The sequence below is a fragment of the Aquimarina rhodophyticola genome (assembly GCF_042434915.1).
Lineage (GTDB): Bacteria > Bacteroidota > Bacteroidia > Flavobacteriales > Flavobacteriaceae > Aquimarina.
Window position 1 is genome coordinate 2,761,314 of the sequence record NZ_CP170198.1, and the last position, 26,067, is coordinate 2,787,380.

At 34.5% G+C, this 26,067-nt stretch carries 18 protein-coding genes and 2 pseudogenes; 4 read left to right on the plus strand and 16 right to left on the minus strand.

Going from position 1 to position 26,067, the window contains the following annotated elements:
- The first annotated feature begins 180 nt into the window (after positions 1-180).
- Both ACE939_RS11920 and ACE939_RS11925 read left to right on the plus strand, forming a co-directional pair.
- Positions 181-2,046, plus strand: coding sequence for a hypothetical protein (locus tag ACE939_RS11920; RefSeq protein ID WP_378185815.1), 1,866 nt, complete (start codon positions 181-183; stop codon positions 2,044-2,046).
- A gap of 253 nt (positions 2,047-2,299) precedes the next feature.
- The gene (locus ACE939_RS11925; protein WP_378185816.1) at positions 2,300-2,461 is read left to right on the plus strand and encodes a hypothetical protein; all 162 of its coding nucleotides are present in this window, start codon (positions 2,300-2,302) and stop codon (positions 2,459-2,461) included.
- Between the two features lie 765 nt (positions 2,462-3,226).
- Here ACE939_RS11925 and ACE939_RS11930 read toward each other — a convergent pair.
- The 7 genes and pseudogenes from ACE939_RS11930 to ACE939_RS11960 form a co-directional block, all read right to left on the minus strand.
- Positions 3,227-3,769 carry a hypothetical protein gene (locus ACE939_RS11930; protein WP_378185817.1) on the minus strand — a complete coding sequence of 181 codons (543 nt, stop codon included), beginning with the start codon at positions 3,767-3,769 and terminating at the stop codon, positions 3,227-3,229.
- Positions 3,770-3,773: 4 nt separating this feature from the next.
- A pseudogene (locus tag ACE939_RS11935) lies at positions 3,774-4,739 on the minus strand (RHS repeat domain-containing protein); the annotation flags it as partial.
- Positions 4,740-5,687: 948 nt separating this feature from the next.
- Positions 5,688-5,948 carry a Txe/YoeB family addiction module toxin gene (locus ACE939_RS11940; protein WP_378185818.1) on the minus strand — a complete coding sequence of 87 codons (261 nt, stop codon included), beginning with the start codon at positions 5,946-5,948 and terminating at the stop codon, positions 5,688-5,690.
- On the minus strand, positions 5,949-6,197 hold the full coding sequence (locus ACE939_RS11945) for a type II toxin-antitoxin system Phd/YefM family antitoxin (protein WP_201924093.1): 249 nt from the start codon (positions 6,195-6,197) through the stop codon (positions 5,949-5,951).
- Between the two features lie 49 nt (positions 6,198-6,246).
- Positions 6,247-7,128 carry a tyrosine-type recombinase/integrase gene (locus ACE939_RS11950; RefSeq protein WP_378185819.1) on the minus strand — a complete coding sequence of 294 codons (882 nt, stop codon included), beginning with the start codon at positions 7,126-7,128 and terminating at the stop codon, positions 6,247-6,249.
- Between the two features lie 54 nt (positions 7,129-7,182).
- A complete protein-coding gene (locus ACE939_RS11955; RefSeq protein WP_378185820.1) occupies positions 7,183-8,106 on the minus strand; it encodes a tyrosine-type recombinase/integrase in 924 nt (307 codons plus the stop codon).
- 70 nt (positions 8,107-8,176) lie between these two features.
- Positions 8,177-9,760 (minus strand): hypothetical protein, encoded by a 1,584-nt coding sequence (locus ACE939_RS11960; RefSeq protein WP_378185821.1) that lies wholly within the window; start codon positions 9,758-9,760, stop codon positions 8,177-8,179.
- A 120-nt stretch (positions 9,761-9,880) separates the two neighbouring features.
- Between ACE939_RS11960 and ACE939_RS11965 the strand changes: the two genes are divergently transcribed.
- Positions 9,881-10,249 (plus strand): helix-turn-helix domain-containing protein, encoded by a 369-nt coding sequence (locus ACE939_RS11965; protein WP_378185822.1) that lies wholly within the window; start codon positions 9,881-9,883, stop codon positions 10,247-10,249.
- Between the two features lie 295 nt (positions 10,250-10,544).
- Here the strand turns inward: ACE939_RS11965 and ACE939_RS11970 are convergent, their stop codons facing one another.
- The 7 genes and pseudogenes from ACE939_RS11970 to ACE939_RS12000 form a co-directional block, all read right to left on the minus strand.
- Positions 10,545-10,979, minus strand: coding sequence for a hypothetical protein (locus tag ACE939_RS11970; RefSeq protein WP_378185823.1), 435 nt, complete (start codon positions 10,977-10,979; stop codon positions 10,545-10,547).
- A gap of 246 nt (positions 10,980-11,225) precedes the next feature.
- Positions 11,226-11,453, minus strand: a pseudogene (locus ACE939_RS11975) (RHS repeat-associated core domain-containing protein); the annotation flags it as partial.
- A gap of 948 nt (positions 11,454-12,401) precedes the next feature.
- Complete coding sequence (locus tag ACE939_RS11980; protein WP_378185818.1) at positions 12,402-12,662, minus strand: Txe/YoeB family addiction module toxin; 261 nt, start codon at positions 12,660-12,662, stop codon at positions 12,402-12,404.
- Positions 12,663-12,911: a type II toxin-antitoxin system Phd/YefM family antitoxin gene (locus ACE939_RS11985; protein ID WP_201924093.1), complete on the minus strand. Its 249-nt coding sequence runs from the start codon at positions 12,909-12,911 to the stop codon at positions 12,663-12,665.
- 49 nt (positions 12,912-12,960) lie between these two features.
- A complete protein-coding gene (locus ACE939_RS11990; protein WP_378185819.1) occupies positions 12,961-13,842 on the minus strand; it encodes a tyrosine-type recombinase/integrase in 882 nt (293 codons plus the stop codon).
- A gap of 54 nt (positions 13,843-13,896) precedes the next feature.
- Positions 13,897-14,820: a tyrosine-type recombinase/integrase gene (locus tag ACE939_RS11995; protein WP_378185820.1), complete on the minus strand. Its 924-nt coding sequence runs from the start codon at positions 14,818-14,820 to the stop codon at positions 13,897-13,899.
- Between the two features lie 70 nt (positions 14,821-14,890).
- A complete protein-coding gene (locus tag ACE939_RS12000; protein WP_378185821.1) occupies positions 14,891-16,474 on the minus strand; it encodes a hypothetical protein in 1,584 nt (527 codons plus the stop codon).
- A 120-nt stretch (positions 16,475-16,594) separates the two neighbouring features.
- Here ACE939_RS12000 and ACE939_RS12005 point away from each other — a divergent pair, with 120 nt between their 5' ends.
- On the plus strand, positions 16,595-16,963 hold the full coding sequence (locus tag ACE939_RS12005) for a helix-turn-helix domain-containing protein (protein ID WP_378185822.1): 369 nt from the start codon (positions 16,595-16,597) through the stop codon (positions 16,961-16,963).
- Positions 16,964-17,258: 295 nt separating this feature from the next.
- Here ACE939_RS12005 and ACE939_RS12010 read toward each other — a convergent pair whose 3' ends face one another.
- Together ACE939_RS12010 and ACE939_RS12015 are read right to left on the minus strand one after the other, a co-directional pair.
- A complete protein-coding gene (locus ACE939_RS12010) occupies positions 17,259-21,422 on the minus strand; it encodes a DUF6443 domain-containing protein (protein ID WP_378185824.1) in 4,164 nt (1,387 codons plus the stop codon).
- A 19-nt stretch (positions 21,423-21,441) separates the two neighbouring features.
- Entirely contained in the window at positions 21,442-25,722 is a 4,281-nt protein-coding gene (locus ACE939_RS12015) for a hypothetical protein (RefSeq protein ID WP_378185825.1), read from the minus strand.
- Between the last annotated feature and the right edge of the window lie 345 nt (positions 25,723-26,067).

Consider the following 26,067-nt stretch of genomic DNA (forward strand, 5'->3'; position numbering starts at 1 on the left):
TTTAAAAAGACTATGTTTTTAATTTTAGTATTCTCCTTTTAATTACTAATTGATATTTAACAAAAAAACATATTTTAGCCCCTTGTAATATTTTTGAACACTCCATATATCTTGTTAAAACTAATGCTATTTGCTTTATCAGGATATATCAAAATTATCATTAACATTAATACAACCCCTATGAAAACTTTTAAATTTAGTTTTTTAATGATTCTTTGCTGTTTGCAAGGATTTTCTCAAATTTATGTCTCACCAACAGGTGATGACACTACTGGAACAGGATCATCAACCTCACCATATAAAACCATAATTCAAGCGATAAATGCTGTACCCGTGGGTGGAACTGTTTATGTTGCATCTGGGACTTACCCCGCAACGGGACCTATATATATCGGTAAATCTTTAACTATACAAAAAAATGGTAGTGGTGATGCTATATTAGATGCCTCTGCATGGACAAGTTCAGACACCTATGTATTAGGAATTGTGAATACGAGCAATGTAACCATTGATGGATTGACAATTAAAAACAAAATTGGTAACGGTAGTAAAGGTATTTGGATATTAGCAAATGGTGGTGCTACAGCTGATTTGTCTAACATTACGATTAAAAACTCTAAGGTTACTAATATTGGCTGGATCAGTAATAACCTTTCTGCCATTCCTAGCAGTAGCAGTATAGTCGCTAATGCTATAAAAGTTGATGGTGGTAATGGCACTTACGCTATAACCAATGTTTCTATCGATAACAATACGGTGAATAATTGTGCTACAGGATGGGGAGAAGCAATTACTGTAACTGGTAATGTGGATGGTTTTGCAATAGCAAACAATCGTGTTTTTGACATTGCGAATATAGGTATCGTAGCCGCCGGTAATTATAAATCAACTGGTGCTGAAGCTAATAATCAAGCTAGAAACGGAATCATCTCTCAAAACGAAGTATTTGATTGCATGAGTGCTATAGCTAACAGTGCCGGAATTTATCTTGACGGTGCTAAACATTGTAAGATAATTCGTAATGAAGTGTATAATTGTGGTGTTGGTATCTCTGTAGGAGCCGAAGAAAATACATCTATAAATTACGGCGGTAATGCAATAGGTCACATTATTCACAACAATTCAATCTATCAAAACGTGATTACAGGTGCGATTTTTGGTGGTGCAATAAAATCAGGATACAGTACTATTTTACAAGATACACAGATATATAACAACACTTTTTATAAAAATCGAACGGGCGCTGCTGTTAATGGTGTTTCGACAATCAATGGTGCGAATGTATCTGAAATTGCAAACAATTTTGGAGGAGAAGTTCATTTACAAAACAGTGATGAACTTACTTTCAAAAACAACATCGTCTACGCTAATACTAATAAAAAAGTTTTGTTAGCTAGTAGCGGTTATACAATTAGCAATTTTGAATCTGATAACAATCTTTTTTATAGAGATGGTGATACGAATATTATTATCGATATTACTGGAACCAGTTTTAATGGATACACGACAAAAAACGGTTCTTATAATCTTACTAGTTTTAAATCCACCTTTAGTCTAGATCTAAATTCTGTAGAAGGTGATCCTAATTTTACTGACGCTGCTATCTATGACTTTGCTTTGACTAGCAGTTCACCTGCTGTTGATAAAGGAGATGAAAATTATAGTAGTGAACTATCAGGAACTGTAGATTTTGATGGCGATGCGCGTTATAGAAACAATAGAATTGATATTGGTAATTCTGAGTTACAAATTGGTGCTACTAATCTATCCACAACAACGCTAACTCAAAGTAGTAATAAGAGTAAGCCAATAGCTGTAGTTACCAATTCTATTCAAAAAGAAATTATTATTGATTTTGGAAATATTGCCAAAAATGCTAATGTCACTATTTTAAATCTTACTGGACAGCAATTATTTGCCAAAAAATATTCAAGTATACAAAAAATTAGTATTGATAGTAGTAAGCTAGGTAACAATGCACAGATAGTTCTTATCAAAATCGATATAGCTGAAAAAACAAGCTATCATAAAATATACCTAAAATAATACAGGAGTTCCTTTCAAAAATATTACATACTTCTATCCTATTGAGCGAAGCATACCATATATACAGGTACTTCGCTCAAGATGGTAGAAAATATAATTTTATAAATTAGTCCCTGATGATATTTACTTTCTTACTCATTATCGGCACGAGCCTAGAGCCATCGCGCTAGCCGTTACTTAATGTCGCTCGCGCCAGCTGGGGTTACCCTCTATTGAGATTGCTAATAAAATTGCTAAAGCGCTTGATGTATCATTGGATTACTTAGTAGGTAATAGCTCCGTTATTGTTACCGACAAAAAGATATTGGAACGTATTGAAGCAATTGCCGATATGCCTCAAGATAATCAAAACCAGATTTTCTCTGTAATTGATGCATTGATAAGAGACTACAACGCTAAAAAAGCGTATGCATAAAAAAACCAGCCACAAATTGATGTAACTGGTGCCTATCTTTTATTTCTTACACGTACACGCCAATCTGTGACGCCACAAGTTGCAAACTTGCGGTAGCGCATACTAGGGAACAGCTGGGGAGTTTATTGATGATAATTTATTGCTTAGACAGTTTAAAGCTGTTGAGCAGATGGATGATGAAGATAAAAATACCGTATCTAAACTGATAGATGCTTTTATTACTAAAAAAAGGATACAGGATATTTCAGCTTATTAATTCATAAAAAAAACCAGCTACAAAGCAATGTAACTGGTGCTTGTCTTTTATTTCTTACTCGTACCCGTCAAGCTTTGGCGGCACCCGTCACAGACGAGCGCTAGCGGGGGAGCGATCACTCTAGCGGCAGCAGGGGTACACACTAATCTTTGACACCACAAGTTGCAAACTTGCGGTAGCGCATACTAGGACGAGCGGGGGTACCCGCCAAGCTTTGACGGCATCCGTCACAGACGAGCGCTAGCGGGATTCAAAAATTGGATGATAAAAGTAAAGAACATCTCTTTGTCCTTATGAATGCGTTTCTTAGAGATCATAAAACCAACAAGCTTATCTACAATAGAAAATACCAGTTACATCATTGTAACTGGCTCTTGTCTTTTATTTGTCTTACTTTTACCTCTCACTCAGAACGCCACTAGTCAAAGACATAGCGGTAGCGATCACTCTAGCGGCAGCAGGGGCAATTTCGCTCGCGCCAGCTGGGGGGAGAATAATTCTCGATTTTGCTAATCTAATTTCTTCCAGAAAATAGTATTTATTGCATTTCCCTGCCTAGTTATACCGCCTTTATAAAAATACAACAATCCTTTGAAGAGTTTTTCTTTTTGAATATTTTTATATAAGTTATGATCAGATAGAGAAGTTATGTAAATAGAGTTGTCATTTTTCAACTTTATTTCAACGAAATGAAAGGCCTCAAACGGGAAAAATTTTACTGTACTATTTCTATACCAAGAAGGCGACGCATATATTGTTAATCCCTCTATCTCTTGTTTCTGTATTGTTTTCCGATGATTCTTTTCTTTGATCTCTATATATTCTCCATGAACTATTATTTCTTCTTTTGTACTATTGACAAAATAATCGGTAAGAAGTAATATCACTGGAATTAATTGTCCGAGAAGAATTAAGGAGAGTAACCATATAAAGTCACTTTCCTTAGTGATATATACAAAATAAATGTATGTAATGATAAAAGCTATGATTATAAAAAAGCTAAAGCCTAGATTTTTTATAATTGATTTTTTATTGATTTTGTATATACTCATTTTGTTATCTAAACATATTAAAGCCGCTGCTAATATTGGGAGTTGTAAAATTAAAATTAAGATTCTTAAATGCAATTTCCATTGCATTTTTAAATTCGTTAGCTGCCGCAAAGATAGAACCTACAACTATTCCTGGGCCAGTTCCAAGAAAGTAACCAGTAGCCCACGGAGTAACGGTACTAGTACTTTCCCAAGCAAATTGCCCAGTAGATATCTGATTTTTTAAATAAGAACGTCCGCTTAGAAATAAGGAAAGACCACTACCATAATTACCTAGCCTACCTCCCCATTTTCCTATTGCACCAGAATATCGTATAAAACTTAAATTCCCGTTTCGTCCCACTTTATCCATAATCGACAATGAATTTCTATAATCAGTAGCTGTTAATGATATTACTGCAGCCATATCCCCTAATGTGCCACCCCCAGAAAGAAAAGATTCTGCCTCTTCCAACACTTCTACACCATCAGTTCCCATAACAAAAGAAACTCCTGATCCATTTCCTCCACAACAGCTATCATTACCATTACCAGATTTATTAGTACTTTTACCTGCTTCTCCAGATGCATGAACAGTTGGCATATCAGAGTAAAAATGATCAGCTATTGAAGTATTAAAATCTTTTCCACTACCTCTATCCTGGTCTATAGGAGCAACCCCTGAAGTATTTATATCAAAATTATCAGTCTCATCCATTCCTCCAAAACTAATAGGCATCATCCCATCAGGATCTATATAATAGATAGGATTATCAAACGCATAATTATACGGAGAGTGCCTACGCATTTGTTCGGCAAGTGGATCAAGATTCATCCATCGTCCTATGGCAGGATCATAGTTTCTGGCAGTAACATCTATCCACTCTAAACCAAGTTCGTCTTGTTCTTCCATTCCATTAAACCCATACCTATGCTTTCTCCCGCTAATGGCAGAACTAGGGTGATTTATTCCTAGTTGTTGTTGCATTCCAAAAGGATAGTAGTTTACGCGTTTTTTTCAACTACGGGTCAGTTTTCAGCGGTTTACCTCCAAAAATTTTTCATAAGAACGATCCACCTTCATATATCCTTGCACTAGCTAAAATAGTAATTTCCCATTAAAGCCAGCCGCATGATCAAAGCTATCTTTACATAATTGGTAGTTATAGTCGCTCTTCCCTGTAGTCAGGGTCTATAACGCAACTATGTAAAATAGCCGCACACAGACTCCTATAACTGAAGATTCTGACTTCTAACAAACTATTTTTACGGAAGATACTATAATATTATACCCTCATAATCGTGTCGTAGACGTGATTTAGATGGCTCTAGTGGCATTTTGAGCAATTTTATGGATAGCTAACGCCCTTTGGTTGTTTCATTTTAAAAAGCATCGGAAGTCAGCTACTACAGCCACCAGCGCACTTCCGATACTTTTCAAAACGTTATTCTTTTTTCCGTAAGAGAGGAAAAACGTTTTTTAAAGCTGAAGATTTAGGCGGTGGATTTGTGCGACCAGTAATCTTCAGCTTTAAAAAATGATAGCCATCTGGCGATTGAAGATGCCTGCGTGGCGAACGCAGAACAAGGCGAGAGCCTAGCGGAGAGGAGCAGCCGACACACAAAAAAGAGTGTAACGGTTTTGTGTGCCAGACGATTTTTATGTTTTCTTATTTATCAGATATTAACTTCAACATAAATAATCGACTAGGCTGTGACCAAGCGGCGTAGCCCATGAAGTGGCGGTGGATTGCTTGAAGCAAGACAGAGTAGCCACGGGTGAACATAGCAGAAGCCTTGGAAGTGTAGCATCCCGGTGACGCCCGGGAGCAAGCCTAGTGTAGAGCGAAGTGAACACCTTATAACAGCTTATTACAAAAGCCCTTTTCCGGGCTGATGTAATAATAACTAATTGGAGGCGGTAGCCGACTCACTTGGCTTATTTACCATAATGATAACGACAAGCTGCTATCAATAATTGATCTTTTTCGTATTTGTAAACCAACCGATGTTCTGATGTAATACGCCTTGACCAATATCCTTGTAAATCTCCTTTTAAAGCTTCGGGTTTTCCTATGCCTTCAAAAGGAGTACGCATACAACTTTTAATGAGTTCGTTTATTCGTTTTACTATTTTCTTATCGACTTTTTGCCAATACAAATAATCTTCCCAAGAAGAAGTAGACCAAGTTAATTTCATCTATTCGATTAAATCTTTTTCTATACCGTTACCTGCTTCTAATTCTTTGATAGAGTTTAATAAAATATCTCTATTTTTTCCTGTTAGCAGATAGGTAGTTTCTTTTAATGAGTTGTATTCATCCAATGATATTAATACGAGGTCTTTACCATTTTTACGCTTGATAATGATATCGCTTACATCATTGACAACTTTATCGAACCAATGTTTTAGATTTGAACGAAAATCTGTATAATTTACTGTTTCCATAAAGCAAAGATAATAAAAAGTACTTAAAAAAGTACTTTTTATGTTGTTTTTAGTGTATTGGATGGAAGTTATTGATAATTTCATGTAGATTTTCTAGATCATCTTGCAAGTATCGTTCTGTAGAACTGATGTATTTATGTCCTGCCATTACCTGTGTTTTTCTAAGATTATATTGACCTAACCAGTTTGTAATTACTGATGCTCTGATCTGTTTAGCACTTTCTACTTTTTGATTTACTTTCTTTAGTTTTTTAATAATCGTATGGGTCATTGTAAATCGTTCTCCAGATGGGAAGAGCCTGTTACTGTCACTATTTAATCGTGTTAATAAGTGAGGTCTGATGTCATTTAGATACATCATAAAATCCATCATTTGCCAAGGCTTTAACTCTAATTCCCTGGCATTACTTCGTTTTCTACTAGGAACATAGATTTTACCTTTATTAAGCTGTACATCTTCTACTTTTAATTTGCTTAAGTCTGCGGTATCTAATCCTTGGTACACAAGTAAACCAACAATGATTTTATTACGTTTTGCTGTGTAGCTGTGATATATTTCTTGATAGTTGTCTGTAGCATAACTGTAATACAAGTATTCAAGTTCTTCGGATTCTAATAAGTTGTAATGTATCGTTCGTTGTGTTCCTCGTACATTCGTGTTTTCGATTGGATTATCTATTCGATAGGATTCACTAATCAGATAGGTAAAGTAAGTTTTTAGGCTCGATAATCTGTGATTAATAGTTCGCTTGCTATTACCTTTTCTAGTTAGATGTTTGATGTACTTTAAACAAGTTTTATAATCGATTTCTATAGGGGTTGTAGATTGTCGTTTGCACCATTTGGTAAAATAAAGTTGCTCTCTCTTTTTTGATGTAATAGTCTTTTGAGTATAACCTTCTTCTTCTAGATAAATGTTATATGTTTTCATGTTTTATGCTTTTTAAAAGATGTGTATATTCCTGCCTTCGCAGGAATGACAATTTTATCGATCTTGCTTTGCAAGGTGTACATATATCTGTGTACTCTCTAAGCTGCTATGCCCTAAAAAATGTTTGATACTTTCTAGTGGTACTTCTTTTTGCAATAAATGGGTAGCAATAGAATGTCGTAGTGTATGTGGTGTGATGTGCTTTTCTATAATGATTTTGTTTTCTGTGGCTGCTACAATAGCTTGTAATCGATTGGCAAAGCTCATTCCTTGTAATCGTGTACCGTGTTGATTGAGTAATAAAGCTTCTGTATTATCCTTGATATTAAAATCTGGTCTGCCATCGTAGATATACTCTTCTAAGATTCCTAGATTGTATTTGTTGATCGGTACAAAACGTTCTTTGTAATTCTTCCCTTTACGAACATAGATACGCTGCTTATCAAACAGCACATCTTTGATGTCTAAGTGTACCGCTTCATTTCTACGAAGTCCACAACTGTAGAAGATCGTTAAGAGTGCCTTATCTCGTATTCTAATACATTGTCGTTTATGACTATAATTACAAGCTGCAAACAACTCTTTGATTTCTGATTGTGATAAAATATTGATTCGCTCTTCTGTGGGTTGACTCTCTGATTTTAAATGTATGTTGATCCCTTTATGATTGTGATTTTTTAGGTATTCTCTAAACTTCTTTAGTGCTTGTTGGTGTTTATTAAGATAGGATTTACTAAGTGCGCCATCGATACGTTGGTTACTTCTTTCTTTTAAGACTTTATAATAATTAGTGACATCTTGTGTGGTAATAGTATTAATATCGCTGTGCCCGCGGCACTCTAACCAATAAAAGAACTCTCTAAGATGGTTTGGTAAGTTATAAACTGTAGTTTCTGCATACCCTAAGATATCTAACCACTCCTTAAAGGAGATTAATAATGCATTGTAATTGGTACTATTTAATTTTAGTTTTTTCATTTTATTGCCTGCGGTGGCTCACCGCTTTTTTCATACGGTATGTGTTTTTTGGGAAGTAGTAGCGAGTTGATTATAACTCACTAATTATCTTATTATTAACCTCGCCATTTGAGGTGTGGCGACTTGGTGGCGAACTGGCGAGATTGAGACGATCCAAACAAGTATTTAATGCTGTATCTATTTGAGATTTGAGTGTGTCATATTCTAGGATATCGATGACCTCGAAGCAATAACTTTTGGTTTTGGCATTCTTCTTTCTTCGTATATAACCTTCTTCTTGTAATTGCTTATTATATCTACGCAAAGTCGTTTCTTTTACTCGTAAATTTCTTCTGATTTCTGTATTTGTAAATGTGGTTTGATTATTCTTTTTTAGATAAGATTTAAGTCTTTCTAGATGATTACGTAATGCTCCTGTAATGGTATCACTTTTTCTAAGCAATACTTCTTTAATGATTTCATTAGCTTGTTGTATATCCTCGATCGTAGTTTCTATATATTCTTCGCCTGTTTGCTCATCATATTTTTTCTCTCGTTGATGTTGGCAGTAAAAGGTAACAGCTTCTATAAATTGTAGATAATGACTGTTAGTTCTTCGTGGTTTAAATACGGATTGTGGGAGGTCTAGATATTCTGCATAGGGATTGATTACTTTGATAGGTTTTAAGGTTCTTTGTACATCTCGTAAAAATCTAGCTGCAATAAATTCATCATCCTTATTTATTTTGCCTGCGGAGGCTCTCCGCTGGTATTGCATGATCTTTTGATCTTGGTTACTGGATTCATCGATATATAATAAAAAGTTACGGTTACTATTATCTTCGTAAATACTTTCTTGCGTGGTACAACCTGCTACAGACACAGGGCCTTCTACCGTTAAGTGGATTGTTTTGGTATTTCCCTTTCGGTCTTTATGCACTACCGTTTTAGTAATTCGCTTTTTAGATTGTAATTCTCGTAATGGATAGAGTACAGATTCTGCTCCGTCTAAATCTTCGATTAAGATTAATTTGTTTTTAAGTTCTGTACGATTGAAGTAATAAAAGGCATTTGCCGATAATACTGTAATTTCTATTTTATCTTCATCGGGGATTAACTCAGCAACTTTACTTTGTAAATGCGTTTTACCAACTCCCGAGCTACCAAGACTAATACAATGCAATGGATTTGATATTTTACGGCTTGTAAAGATTAAGTACATTAATAATCTGTTGGTTTCTTCTCCGATTACTCCGGATTGTCCTATTAATTCATTTGTCTTTTGTAGTAAGTTTTTAGATTTTAAAAACCGTATTACTGCTTGTCTTTCTTTGCCTGATAATTCGGGTATAGGTTCTTCTTGCTGATTCTCTTTATTGATCTCATCAATACGATATTGTTCTAACTCACTAGTGAGATCTTGTAATGTTTTTCTGGTAATGCTTGTGCCTATTTCTATACGCTCGGCAATAGTTCTAACAAACTTCTCGATCATCGTATCATTATACAAGTCGATACTATGGCGCATTACATTATGACTTTGAGGCTTTTTGATACTTAATGTGACACGCATACGCTCTAGATTATTGAACTTAATACCACCCAAAACATGGATTTCTAGGTCTTTTGTTTGATAGCTATAATTGTTGGGATTGGTGGTATTTAAAGCACTCATAATTATTTGTAGATATATTTTCTACTACAAATATAATTTTAAATAGATAATAATTCTACTAAATAATCAATATATTTTCTATTTATTGATATTTATAGAGTTTATCTCTACTTTTGTACCATGAGTATTGGTAAAAACATACAAACTATTCGTACAAAGCTTGGTTTACTTCAAAAAGAAGTTGCCTTAGAACTTGACCTTGATAAATCGTCCTATTCTAAGGTTGAAAAAGATATGAGAGAGGTTAAAGTGTCTGAACTTAAGATATTATCTAACCTGTTTAATATGTCTATTGATGACATTATTAATCACGATGAAAATACCACGCCCAAAGAAGTAATTTTAGAAGATAAAAGCGAGAACGAACAGTTTAAACTTATCAATCAACTTGACGAAGAAGATAAATCTACCATTCTTAAAATCATTGATACGATGCTTACCAAAAAGAAGTTTAAAGATTTCTTTAATAAAAATGTGTCCTCTCTATAGGGTATAAAAAAACCAGCTACATTTCTATAACTGGTTCTTATTTTTATCTTGATTTTATCCTTTTGAATATGAAGGTGCTTATCGTTGCTAAAATTAATGATAAGATAATAAAATAAAACCACCAAACATACCACAAAACACCTAAGAAAAAATATTCAAGTGTTCTTCCAATATTCTCAAAATAACTCCCTTCTAATTTAAGTGCTTCAAAGCTTTCTTTTATTGAAAGGAAATATCCAATTAGACAAGTAAAAAAGAGAATTACTAAAAAGTGTTTTAAATATGTTTTCATCTTTTAATTACCGTTTGGGTTTTGTGTTTCAAATAATTTATTGTAATCCTGGATACTATACTGTTGCCCATTGTAATTTACATTTTGAAAAGCACCATCAGAATTGAAGTTTATTTGTAAATTATTATTTATTCTGTTATTTCCTCCTTCTCCTTTTAAATCTAATGGAGTTCCTTGTAAAGCGCTAACACCAATAAAAACAGAGTTTCCTGCACTATCACTAATAAATGATTCTGCAGAAGGAAAATTATCTCCTGTTATATTTGCAGATATACTTAAAACTCCTGTTTCTTGGTTAGAAGATATAGAAAAAGCACCATCAACATCAATATTTGGTGTTATAAATGCTGGTGTTAGTGGATTCGCTCCTTCAATTTCAGTTTGAAAACTCACTTGTTTAGCTCCTGTGCTCATTTCTCCTGTTCGTACATTTTTCAATCCCTCTTTTGTAGGTGCTGTATCAACTCCTAAAATAGGATGATGACTTGTATCACTTATTTGTTGACCGCCTGATACACTTGGTGTACTTTGGTCAAAATCTATAGCTACAGACTGACGAACTCTTGAAGTAACATTTGATGAAGTTGTAAAACCTCTATTATCACCAGAAAAACCACCACCAAAAGTTTTGTCAGGATGAAAAGCTCTCGTATGTATAGATACGGCTTCTAGTCCTTCTAATTCAAAATTTGCTATTACTTTATTTTCCGCAAAAGCATAAGTTGAATTATATAGATAATCTTCTGCTAATGGGTCAACTTGCCAAAAACGTCCAATTGAAGGATCATGAAAACGATACTTAAATTCGTGAACATTTAAACCTAAATCTTCTGTGTGTTCTTGCCCTTGGAAGGTTTGATAGTTATGGTTTCGCCCTGTAATCAGCGAGTTGTACCCTTTATGTTCGAGTCCAAAAGGATAGTAGTTTACGCGTTTTTTTCAACTACGGGTCAGTTTTCAGCGGTTTACCTCCAAAAATTTTTCATAAGAACGATCCACCTTCATATATCCTTGCACTAGCTAAAATAGTAATTTCCCATTAAAGCCAGCCGCATGATCAAAGCTATCTTTACATAATTGGTAGTTATAGTCGCTCTTCCCTGTAGTCAGGGTCTATAACGCAACTATGTAAAATAGCCGCACACAGACTCCTATAACTGAAGATTCTGACTTCTAACAAACTATTTTTACGGAAGATACTATAATATTATACCCTCATAATCGTGTCGTAGACGTGATTTAGATGGCTCTAGTGGCATTTTGAGCAATTTTATGGATAGCTAACGCCCTTTGGTTGTTTCATTTTAAAAAGCATCGGAAGTCAGCTACTACAGCCACCAGCGCACTTCCGATACTTTTCAAAACGTTATTCTTTTTTCCGTAAGAGAGGAAAAACGTTTTTTAAAGCTGAAGATTTAGGCGGTGGATTTGTGCGACCAGTAATCTTCAGCTTTAAAAAATGATAGCCATCTGGCGATTGAAGATGCCTGCGTGGCGAACGCAGAACAAGGCGAGAGCCTAGCGGAGAGGAGCAGCCGACACACAAAAAAGAGTGTAACGGTTTTGTGTGCCAGACGATTTTTATGTTTTCTTATTTATCAGATATTAACTTCAACATAAATAATCGACTAGGCTGTGACCAAGCGGCGTAGCCCATGAAGTGGCGGTGGATTGCTTGAAGCAAGACAGAGTAGCCACGGGTGAACATAGCAGAAGCCTTGGAAGTGTAGCATCCCGGTGACGCCCGGGAGCAAGCCTAGTGTAGAGCGAAGTGAACACCTTATAACAGCTTATTACAAAAGCCCTTTTCCGGGCTGATGTAATAATAACTAATTGGAGGCGGTAGCCGACTCACTTGGCTTATTTACCATAATGATAACGACAAGCTGCTATCAATAATTGATCTTTTTCGTATTTGTAAACCAACCGATGTTCTGATGTAATACGCCTTGACCAATATCCTTGTAAATCTCCTTTTAAAGCTTCGGGTTTTCCTATGCCTTCAAAAGGAGTACGCATACAACTTTTAATGAGTTCGTTTATTCGTTTTACTATTTTCTTATCGACTTTTTGCCAATACAAATAATCTTCCCAAGAAGAAGTAGACCAAGTTAATTTCATCTATTCGATTAAATCTTTTTCTATACCGTTACCTGCTTCTAATTCTTTGATAGAGTTTAATAAAATATCTCTATTTTTTCCTGTTAGCAGATAGGTAGTTTCTTTTAATGAGTTGTATTCATCCAATGATATTAATACGAGGTCTTTACCATTTTTACGCTTGATAATGATATCGCTTACATCATTGACAACTTTATCGAACCAATGTTTTAGATTTGAACGAAAATCTGTATAATTTACTGTTTCCATAAAGCAAAGATAATAAAAAGTACTTAAAAAAGTACTTTTTATGTTGTTTTTAGTGTATTGGATGGAAGTTATTGATAATTTCATGTAGATTTTCTAGATCATCTTGCAAGTATCGTTCTGTAGAACTGATGTATTTATGTCCTGCCATTACCTGTGTTTTTCTAAGATTATATTGACCTAACCAGTTTGTAATTACTGATGCTCTGATCTGTTTAGCACTTTCTACTTTTTGATTTACTTTCTTTAGTTTTTTAATAATCGTATGGGTCATTGTAAATCGTTCTCCAGATGGGAAGAGCCTGTTACTGTCACTATTTAATCGTGTTAATAAGTGAGGTCTGATGTCATTTAGATACATCATAAAATCCATCATTTGCCAAGGCTTTAACTCTAATTCCCTGGCATTACTTCGTTTTCTACTAGGAACATAGATTTTACCTTTATTAAGCTGTACATCTTCTACTTTTAATTTGCTTAAGTCTGCGGTATCTAATCCTTGGTACACAAGTAAACCAACAATGATTTTATTACGTTTTGCTGTGTAGCTGTGATATATTTCTTGATAGTTGTCTGTAGCATAACTGTAATACAAGTATTCAAGTTCTTCGGATTCTAATAAGTTGTAATGTATCGTTCGTTGTGTTCCTCGTACATTCGTGTTTTCGATTGGATTATCTATTCGATAGGATTCACTAATCAGATAGGTAAAGTAAGTTTTTAGGCTCGATAATCTGTGATTAATAGTTCGCTTGCTATTACCTTTTCTAGTTAGATGTTTGATGTACTTTAAACAAGTTTTATAATCGATTTCTATAGGGGTTGTAGATTGTCGTTTGCACCATTTGGTAAAATAAAGTTGCTCTCTCTTTTTTGATGTAATAGTCTTTTGAGTATAACCTTCTTCTTCTAGATAAATGTTATATGTTTTCATGTTTTATGCTTTTTAAAAGATGTGTATATTCCTGCCTTCGCAGGAATGACAATTTTATCGATCTTGCTTTGCAAGGTGTACATATATCTGTGTACTCTCTAAGCTGCTATGCCCTAAAAAATGTTTGATACTTTCTAGTGGTACTTCTTTTTGCAATAAATGGGTAGCAATAGAATGTCGTAGTGTATGTGGTGTGATGTGCTTTTCTATAATGATTTTGTTTTCTGTGGCTGCTACAATAGCTTGTAATCGATTGGCAAAGCTCATTCCTTGTAATCGTGTACCGTGTTGATTGAGTAATAAAGCTTCTGTATTATCCTTGATATTAAAATCTGGTCTGCCATCGTAGATATACTCTTCTAAGATTCCTAGATTGTATTTGTTGATCGGTACAAAACGTTCTTTGTAATTCTTCCCTTTACGAACATAGATACGCTGCTTATCAAACAGCACATCTTTGATGTCTAAGTGTACCGCTTCATTTCTACGAAGTCCACAACTGTAGAAGATCGTTAAGAGTGCCTTATCTCGTATTCTAATACATTGTCGTTTATGACTATAATTACAAGCTGCAAACAACTCTTTGATTTCTGATTGTGATAAAATATTGATTCGCTCTTCTGTGGGTTGACTCTCTGATTTTAAATGTATGTTGATCCCTTTATGATTGTGATTTTTTAGGTATTCTCTAAACTTCTTTAGTGCTTGTTGGTGTTTATTAAGATAGGATTTACTAAGTGCGCCATCGATACGTTGGTTACTTCTTTCTTTTAAGACTTTATAATAATTAGTGACATCTTGTGTGGTAATAGTATTAATATCGCTGTGCCCGCGGCACTCTAACCAATAAAAGAACTCTCTAAGATGGTTTGGTAAGTTATAAACTGTAGTTTCTGCATACCCTAAGATATCTAACCACTCCTTAAAGGAGATTAATAATGCATTGTAATTGGTACTATTTAATTTTAGTTTTTTCATTTTATTGCCTGCGGTGGCTCACCGCTTTTTTCATACGGTATGTGTTTTTTGGGAAGTAGTAGCGAGTTGATTATAACTCACTAATTATCTTATTATTAACCTCGCCATTTGAGGTGTGGCGACTTGGTGGCGAACTGGCGAGATTGAGACGATCCAAACAAGTATTTAATGCTGTATCTATTTGAGATTTGAGTGTGTCATATTCTAGGATATCGATGACCTCGAAGCAATAACTTTTGGTTTTGGCATTCTTCTTTCTTCGTATATAACCTTCTTCTTGTAATTGCTTATTATATCTACGCAAAGTCGTTTCTTTTACTCGTAAATTTCTTCTGATTTCTGTATTTGTAAATGTGGTTTGATTATTCTTTTTTAGATAAGATTTAAGTCTTTCTAGATGATTACGTAATGCTCCTGTAATGGTATCACTTTTTCTAAGCAATACTTCTTTAATGATTTCATTAGCTTGTTGTATATCCTCGATCGTAGTTTCTATATATTCTTCGCCTGTTTGCTCATCATATTTTTTCTCTCGTTGATGTTGGCAGTAAAAGGTAACAGCTTCTATAAATTGTAGATAATGACTGTTAGTTCTTCGTGGTTTAAATACGGATTGTGGGAGGTCTAGATATTCTGCATAGGGATTGATTACTTTGATAGGTTTTAAGGTTCTTTGTACATCTCGTAAAAATCTAGCTGCAATAAATTCATCATCCTTATTTATTTTGCCTGCGGAGGCTCTCCGCTGGTATTGCATGATCTTTTGATCTTGGTTACTGGATTCATCGATATATAATAAAAAGTTACGGTTACTATTATCTTCGTAAATACTTTCTTGCGTGGTACAACCTGCTACAGACACAGGGCCTTCTACCGTTAAGTGGATTGTTTTGGTATTTCCCTTTCGGTCTTTATGCACTACCGTTTTAGTAATTCGCTTTTTAGATTGTAATTCTCGTAATGGATAGAGTACAGATTCTGCTCCGTCTAAATCTTCGATTAAGATTAATTTGTTTTTAAGTTCTGTACGATTGAAGTAATAAAAGGCATTTGCCGATAATACTGTAATTTCTATTTTATCTTCATCGGGGATTAACTCAGCAACTTTACTTTGTAAATGCGTTTTACCAACTCCCGAGCTACCAAGACTAATACAATGCAATGGATTTGATATTTTACGGCTTGTAAAGATTAAGTACATTAATAATCTGTTGGTTTCTTCTCCGATTACTCCGGATTGTCCTATTAATTCATTTGTCTTTTGTAGTAAGTTTTTAGATTTTAAAAACCGTATTACTGCTTGTCTTTCTTTGCCTGATAATTCGGGTATAGGTTCTTCTTGCTGATTCTCTTTATTGATCTCATCAATACGATATTGTTCTAACTCACTAGTGAGATCTTGTAATGTTTTTCTGGTAATGCTTGTGCCTATTTCTATACGCTCGGCAATAGTTCTAACAAACTTCTCGATCATCGTATCATTATACAAGTCGATACTATGGCGCATTACATTATGACTTTGAGGCTTTTTGATACTTAATGTGACACGCATACGCTCTAGATTATTGAACTTAATACCACCCAAAACATGGATTTCTAGGTCTTTTGTTTGATAGCTATAATTGTTGGGATTGGTGGTATTTAAAGCACTCATAATTATTTGTAGATATATTTTCTACTACAAATATAATTTTAAATAGATAATAATTCTACTAAATAATCAATATATTTTCTATTTATTGATATTTATAGAGTTTATCTCTACTTTTGTACCATGAGTATTGGTAAAAACATACAAACTATTCGTACAAAGCTTGGTTTACTTCAAAAAGAAGTTGCCTTAGAACTTGACCTTGATAAATCGTCCTATTCTAAGGTTGAAAAAGATATGAGAGAGGTTAAAGTGTCTGAACTTAAGATATTATCTAACCTGTTTAATATGTCTATTGATGACATTATTAATCACGATGAAAATACCACGCCCAAAGAAGTAATTTTAGAAGATAAAAGCGAGAACGAACAGTTTAAACTTATCAATCAACTTGACGAAGAAGATAAATCTACCATTCTTAAAATCATTGATACGATGCTTACCAAAAAGAAGTTTAAAGATTTCTTTAATAAAAATGTGTCCTCTCTATAGGGTATAAAAAAACCAGCTACATTTCTATAACTGGTTCTTATTTTTATCTTGATTTTATCCTTTTGAATATGAAGGTGCTTATCGTTGCTAAAATTAATGATAAGATAATAAAATAAAACCACCAAACATACCACAAAACACCTAAGAAAAAATATTCAAGTGTTCTTCCAATATTCTCAAAATAACTCCCTTCTAATTTAAGTGCTTCAAAGCTTTCTTTTATTGAAAGGAAATATCCAATTAGACAAGTAAAAAAGAGAATTACTAAAAAGTGTTTTAAATATGTTTTCATCTTTTAATTACCGTTTGGGTTTTGTGTTTCAAATAATTTATTGTAATCCTGGATACTATACTGTTGCCCATTGTAATTTACATTTTGAAAAGCACCATCAGAATTGAAGTTTATTTGTAAATTATTATTTATTCTGTTATTTCCTCCTTCTCCTTTTAAATCTAATGGAGTTCCTTGTAAAGCGCTAACACCAATAAAAACAGAGTTTCCTGCACTATCACTAATAAATGATTCTGCAGAAGGAAAATTATCTCCTGTTATATTTGCAGATATACTTAAAACTCCTGTTTCTTGGTTAGAAGATATAGAAAAAGCACCATCAACATCAATATTTGGTGTTATAAATGCTGGTGTTAGTGGATTCGCTCCTTCAATTTCAGTTTGAAAACTCACTTGTTTAGCTCCTGTGCTCATTTCTCCTGTTCGTACATTTTTCAATCCCTCTTTTGTAGGTGCTGTATCAACTCCTAAAATAGGATGATGACTTGTATCACTTATTTGTTGACCGCCTGATACACTTGGTGTACTTTGGTCAAAATCTATAGCTACAGACTGACGAACTCTTGAAGTAACATTTGATGAAGTTGTAAAACCTCTATTATCACCAGAAAAACCACCACCAAAAGTTTTGTCAGGATGAAAAGCTCTCGTATGTATAGATACGGCTTCTAGTCCTTCTAATTCAAAATTTGCTATTACTTTATTTTCCGCAAAAGCATAAGTTGAATTATATAGATAATCTTCTGCTAATGGGTCAACTTGCCAAAAACGTCCAATTGAAGGATCATGAAAACGATACTTAAATTCGTGAACATTTAAACCTAAATCTTCTGTGTGTTCTTGCCCTTGGAAGGTTTGATAGTTATGGTTTCGCCCTGTAATCAGCGAGTTGTACCCTTTATGTTCGAGTCCAAATGGATAATAATGCTTTTCTTCTCTGATTTCAGAAGTGGCAATATCATCAATGCTACAATCCCATTGTAAGTTAGAAACTAACATAGCTGTGGCTCCAGTAGAAGTATTGGGACCAACGTTAGTAAATTCTACTAAAATAGAAGTTACAGATTCTATAAAATTTAAATTAATGTTAGCCTCAGTACCCGAAGAAACTTGTATGTTTCCTTCAAAAACACCGTTCCCCATATCATCTACAGCCGATCCTATGGTATAATGTATACCTGATAACAGAGTAATTGGATTACCTTTATAGAATGCTGTAATTTTTACTCGATCTGTAAAATCGTTACTATCTCCTAAACTTCTTTTATCAATGTCAACTAAGGAGAACTTCAATCCCGTAACAGCATTACTAAAATTAATTTCGTATCGCATATACTTATTCACTAAATTGCTTGAAGGGTTTGCCTGTAAACGCACACCTACTGTCCCGTTAAACGTAGCATTTGCCATATTAAAACCTGTGAAAAAATCACTGATTGCATTACTAGTACTCACTACAGTACCTCCAGTCTCCACCATTGCTGGTTCAATCATAGGAGAACTAGTTGCAGGTCTGGAAGACCAACCATCCGCTACTGTATCGTAACCTAATGAAGTTGGATTACACACTGGTGGAGCGGTTTGTTCACCGCCGATTTGCCCATCTCTATTTATATCGGTATAGGACAATCGAATATTTCCTAAATGGTCTTTGTATTGATAAATATAATCATATCCACTAACCGTACTTGGTTCGATATAGCCTTCGGGTTGATTAAAGAATTTAAGCTCTCCATTTTCATAAATATAATTGCCCGCATATTCAGTTGTAAAAGAACTCCCATCAGTACTAATCTTTTTTAGTTTAGCCCCAGTGGCATCGTAAATATACGTAATATTTCCGGTATGAGCAGTACTGTTTACTGTAACGGTGTCAGGTAAATTTAAATGATTATAAGTGATCTTAGTGATCCCTTTATTGGCATCGCTAATCATATTCCCATTGGCATCATACGCATAATCATCTCCTGTGTTGCTACCATCTTTAAAACCAAAAGCTTTATTTCGATTATCGGTAACCGCTAGGAGCTTGTTCCCTGTATCATAACGATAATTTAGACTATCCATTTTTCCAAAAAGGGTAGCGTCCGTATTTATGTGACCTGTACGATCTAGTGTTTTGATATTGCCCATACTATCGTAAGTAAGATTGCTCAGATCATAGTTACCGCTAGAGCTTTTTGCTGCGGTAATACGGTTTAGCGGATCATACTGGTAGCCATAAGCTCGCTGAGTCTGATCACTTGCCGTTTGCCAAAGGGTTTCGCTGATGTTTCCGTTATAAAGCGCTGTGGCTCCCAGATTAGTTTCTGTAGTATTGTAATTAATTCCAAAACCAAAGAGCTTGCTCCCTAAGCTATTGGCATCATTGATTCCAGTAAGCCAGCCGCGTATGTTATAATGATAATCAACTTCTTGTAAGCCTTTTGCGGGTTGCAGACTATCATACACACCACCTACATATTTCTTTTGTAATTGCCCCAGCGGGTCGTACGTATTGTGAGCAATTTGTTCTATAGCACCTCCATCGAGTTGTTGGTTATGATTAAGCAGTCTCCCCATATGATCGTATTCAAAAGTATCGATCGTTATAATAGGAGCATTATCACCTTTGGTATGGGTGGTCTTGGTTTCTAATACTTTTCCTACAAAATCAAGTTTGTTTTTTATAACATCGGTAGTCTCCAGATATTCATTCTGACTGGCGATATAAATGGGTCTTGCTTTTTTATCATAATAAGTCACCGTAGTGGTCCACTTATCCTTTCCTAAAACTTTTACCCTGCTTCCTGTGACCAGTGTCTTCGTGCGATTACTTATCGGTTCTTCATACACACTCGCGGGTGATGCAAAGGGTGCTACAGGAGTAGCATCTAAGAAGTCATAATTATCGTAGTAATTTATGGTCAGGACTTCGCCACTTTGTACTTTTGGGTACCCACCATCGTTATAATAAAGCGTAGTACCTCCAATCAATGCTGGAGCTGCAGGCTTTACCCAAAGGTGTTGAGCAAAGGCATTGGCTTCAATCTGGATTTGCTTTCGGGTTTTAGTAGGAATTGTAAGTTTACCTGTGTAAGCAATCCTGCCAAAAGCGTCATATTTGGTAAATAACCATTGATCCTTTTGTTTCAGCAAAGTGTCCTGTGTAAGAATTGGCTGATCTAGTTTATTATAGACAATATACTCCCAGCCCTTACCTGGTATTTTCTTTTCGATAAGACGGTTTCTATAATCATAGTGATATTGATAACAAAGCTCGGATAACTCTGTAGCATCTACCCCGTCACTTGTTTTGACTTTGGGCGGAATAACATAGGTCAAATTTCCAAAAACGTCGTACACGTAATAGGTATCTATAGTTTCTGTAATACCTCTAGTTACTATTGAGGAAGAAGCGCTATAGGTTCTTTTTAAAACAACCTTTCCTTGCTTGTCTTTAAATTCTTCAGTGGTATGTAGCTGTCCATCGGTGAGTGTCCAGTTTTCATCTTTGGTGATTGTTTTATAAAGTTGATTGGCGTCATAGTCACCGACTTTGGTAAGGGAGGGCACTTCGGTGTTTGCAGGATCAGCGAAGGTTACATCAAAACGAACTACTTCTGCTGCTGTATTGGTATCCCAACCAAATTTGATGGTGTGATCGGTATCAGTGGCAGGATTGGCTTTCCAGGCTGTTCCCGGAGCGCCTTGTTCTAACACGCGGTTGAGTGGTGAGGGTTCAAAAATACTTTGTGAATAGGCATTGACTTCCGTTGGATTCGTAATACCTGGAAAATCTTTTGGATAGGTATTTAAGTAATAGCTATTAATATCGTTGGTGACGTTGACAGTTTTATAGCTACCCGCGGGGGTATTTGAAACATAGGGCATGTACTGTTTTTCTTGTCTTCCATAAGCATCATACGTAATATGCGTCACGATATCTCTTTCATCAGAAGAACCTTTAATGGCGATTTGTTGTTTTGGTCTGCCTAGCCCGTCGTAATAGGTGATGTTTTCAATACGTTTAATAAGAACATCTGTACATTGTGAGACATCTAATTCCGCCTTAGTTACTCCCTGTTGCGGTAGGATGTTATGTATATAATTCTTATCTGATAAGGATACCTGAGCTGATGCAGGTAAAAATATCGTAAAGAAACAATAAAATATATAATTTTTCATTTTTAAGTTTTAAGATTGTTTACCATTCATGTTCAGCCCCTCCTCCATCATCGGGCATCGTAACTATAACAGACATAGAAACGGATTTGATCTGTCCCGTTTTACTATCACGAACCCTAGCGGATATAATATATTCCCCAGTAGTTGATGATGTAAATTGTAAGGTTGTACTGGTATTATTTGAAGTGGATACGTTAGAAGGGTTCACTTGTCTGATAGTCCATGTTACTGGGTCTATTGTACCAGAACCACCGTTGATTGATAAGTTGAAGGTAATACTTCTAACGGATTGATTTAAATTGCCGCTTACTGGTGAGGCTGATAGATACATAGAATTATAGACATAGACCATGGCTGTTCCCGTATTAAAGGTAGCATGACTTGGTATCCTTAGGTCTATAGCTTTAAAACGTATGGTATAAGTACCACTCGTGTTAAATTTATAGGAAAAGGTAGTACCCGTAGCACTTTGTTTTGTGTTATTAATATACCATTCGTACCTACGACTACCAGAGCCACCAGATATGCCTGAGGCAGAGAAACTAACGGTGGATCCTTTTATAATATGTTTTTTAGAAATTGTAATTATAGGAGAGGAAAGTGGAGGGTGTGAATAGACAATTACTGGTGCACTTTGAATAGATTTCCCTGTTATATTATCTATAATTTTAACAAAAAATTCATGTCTACCTTGTGTACTATTAGTGTAGGTATAATTTTCTTGGCTTGTTAGTTTAATCCCATTGCGGTACCACTCAAATCTATAATCCTCTGAGCCTCCACCAATGTTAGATAATATCAAAGGAATATTGGACCCCTTTAATACATCATTGTAGGTTACATTAAGAATTGGTTGATTTAAGTTCGGATATTTGACATTAATAACATTTGATGTACTCACGGACTTATCTGTCTCCCTATCATAGATAGATACTGTAATTTTGTGAGTCCCCTCAGTTTGAAAAGTTTTATTGAATACCGAGTTTGCTCCGCAGCTTACTTGAAGATCGTCTATATACCAAGTATACACTAGATTTGACGTTGAAATAGAACTGGATGTTATTGCTGAGAATGTAATAACTTTTTTTGGTACAATGGCCAGTGGACTATTTATATTTAAAGATAGGTTATACATACTTGCAACTCCACCCTCATAATTATAATTTATCTTTTTGAGTATCTGTTCACGATCATCCAAAATATATCGCAGACGATTAAATTCATCATATTCATAATATTGAACAACACCCTTGGCATCAGCCATACTAGTAACTCCAATAAGAGGGTCGTAGGTAGAAGACGCAACCTGAGATGAAGAAAAATAAGGATCCTCACGTAATTCCTGAAGCAAACCTTGTAATGTTATCTCTTCATTTTTAGAATTCTCTTTATCCGAGACTTCTTTAATCGAATCTATCTTATCCAGAACTGATTCTGGCATCATATCGTAACTTGCATTGTCAATTTTGGCAATAGGTAACGTATTTTTATAACCCCAAATAAACAAGGTATGTATTCCTTTTTCGTTATAGATTTCTAATAAATTTCCTAAATCGTCATATTTATGATAAAAAAGTCGATCTTCTAATAAGTTATTATTCTTAGCACTTTGAATAATCCGTGGAACTACAAATTTATTATTCCATACTTGATAATTTGTTTTATGTGATAATGTCTTCTCTGAAGCTTCTATACTTTGATTATTATTCGAATCAGTATAGTTACTAACAAGGGTAGGTTTTGCCAAAATATTTGCATTAATTAATGTAGTATTATTCTCGTCTGTAGGATAAATTAGATGCTGTGATTTGGTATCTCTAAGAGAATCAATAAATTTAATTTTTGATAGATAACCTAGATATGGTTTGTAATCGTATAGGGTAATATTTTTAATTTCCCCATGCTCATAATAGTTAGTTTTTTCCTCTTCTTTCTTATGATAAAATTCAGAGCGATGATATATAGTTTCTGAACTATAATCGGACTCAGAAAACGTCGTGATAGGATTACAACCAGCAAAAAATTGATATCTCAAAAACTTTTTTTGTGCTCTAAAGCCAACTGCAAGCGTATTATTAGATAGGGCTTCGTTTAGTGGATACGGATATTCTATTGTATTTTTGAGTTTGTTATTATAAACCTTTACTAATACATTATTTTTATTTGCGAAACCCTCTTCCTTATATTTATTAAAGCGCCAGTCTTTTGTATCTTTGTAGATAAAATTAGCTCCTCCACGGCCACCTCCACCGCTAAAATATTGTACTTTTTTACCATTACCCTCATCCCCCTTGTTTAAGATCTCAACCCTACTATAATACACGGAGTTCCCTTGAAAATTTGAAAAAGGCAAATTACTATAAGCATGTACATTATAAACATTACAGTTGAAGCACCCCTCATATTGTTGAGTTGTTCTCATATATGTTTGACTGGATAAAGAGCCACTACCTGTTCCATCCTCTTTCAGGTATTTATAGCTTTTAAATATTGAATCATTAGGAGTATTAAAGTCGACAGTATTAGCTATTCGAATACCTCCTATAGTCGTAAACAATATAGCTCCCGGAGGTTTTCTCTTAACATATCTAATCAAAGCATATGTTCTGGCACGAGCATTAGCAGCAATAATATTCATAGAAACTGTAATTTTTTTTTCAGATGATGTGATAAAAGAATACAGACCAAAACTATCATCAACTCTTCGAGCTTCCTCATTTGAACCTACATTAGATCCGACGCCACCCAGCTCCATTGTAACCATTAATCTACGGCGATTAGTCGATTTATAGTCACTGAAAGCTCCAGAAATTTCAACTGTAGATTCAGACATACCATAATTACCATAACATCCAGCAAATAAATCAACTGAAAAGATATGATTATCCGTGGGTATAGTAATTGTTTTTTCTAAGGTGTTTAATGTCCCTGAATCATCAGAGTCTAGCTCTATCATCATCATACCATCAAATTCAGGAACATAATCCCCTAAACCATTGTATACATTTGAGGTCCCAAATGGAACTTCATTTGGTTCATAATTGATCTTTGTATATCCATTAGTAGGATACACTATTTTTTTCAAAGCTCCTATACGAGTGTCCTCAAAAGAAATTTCACGATTCCCCTGTATTAAACCTTCTAAACGTCCTGAATTATTAGCTCCATTATAAAACCCCCAATAATCTTGAGACCGATAATCTATTACTTCTGGAAGCGTTCCATAATATTCAAAACTATAATATGGCAGTATAGATTCCCCTTTAGATTTGGTAATAGCCTGTAATGTCTTACGTGCTGAAGGAATTGAATTTGAGTATTCGAGATTAAACTGACTTACCATGTCTCCCTGATTGTTCACAAGTTCTATCTTTTCTAACATCGCGCCGTTCGAATCTATTTTATTACTAAAATCTAAGGAACCTTCAGGAAAAACTATTTTTCTTAATATTTTGGGTCGTATAACAGTAATATTACTATTACTTATCCATGAATTAGTTACAATTTGACTGCAACCACTTCCCTGCACGGTACTTTTAGTTTCAGTGTAGCTAGTCTTAGTATAATTGTATGAATCATACACGAACGAAATTTCTTTTGAAGTGTTTGGGAATTTTATCTTAGTTAAATACCAACCTGATATATAATTATGAACTGATGTGGGGTATTTGTTCAAAGCGTGTTCAATAGCATCAAATTCATATATAATACCTAGATCGTTTATAACCGTAATTTTTCCCAAAAAATTATTTTCGAAAATAATTTTATAATTTTTTTGTGGCATAAAAACAGGTTTTGCTTTAGCATTAAGATAGAAAGAACCTTGTGCTCCAAATGCTTTAATCATAAATTTATCTGGCTCAGTATCCCATTGGCCGTTTGCTGAATTTTCAAAAAGTTGTTTCAATACCCCCTGTGACAGCTCTTGTTTGTAATATGGCTCTACAAAATTAACCCCAACACCATTTGGGTTATCCATGTTTCCGCCAATATAGCCAAACGACATCGACTCATCTGGATTGCCATTAATCTGTCTAGTAATCAAACCTAGACCATTTAAAGACCATCCAAGACCTACTAATCCAACATCTTCTTGAACTACAAGTCCGGAATAGTTATATGATAAGGATATTGGATACTCAAATTCACCAACTTTAATAGTGTAAATTGGAACGGAATAATCAATTTTTCCCGCGGCTAGATTAACAGGAATATTCCCATATTTCATTTGTTTGGTCGCTTCGGGGGCTATAGGATAGACCTTGGGAAACGATAGTTTTGTTTCTTCTTGACTATTCATGAATAAAAAATTAAATAGTAAAAGAATCAAAGCCGTTCTCATGACAATACATTTAAATTGGTTAACATTTTATCCTACAAACATAAAGTTAATATTTTATTAAAAAAATAAACTGAGAGGGGCTTTTTCCCCTTTTTTTAAAATTTTCGACAAAATGTATATTTTTTTAGATGAAATACCATAAATATATAGTTTTTAAAATAAATTTATATTATAATAGATACAAATGAAGTACTAGTATTTATTTTTTTATATATAAAAGACATCTATCTCGTAGTCCATTAATCAAATGTTTATAGCTATTATCTTTTCCTTTTTGGTTTCTTAAACCCACACTTTTCTTTA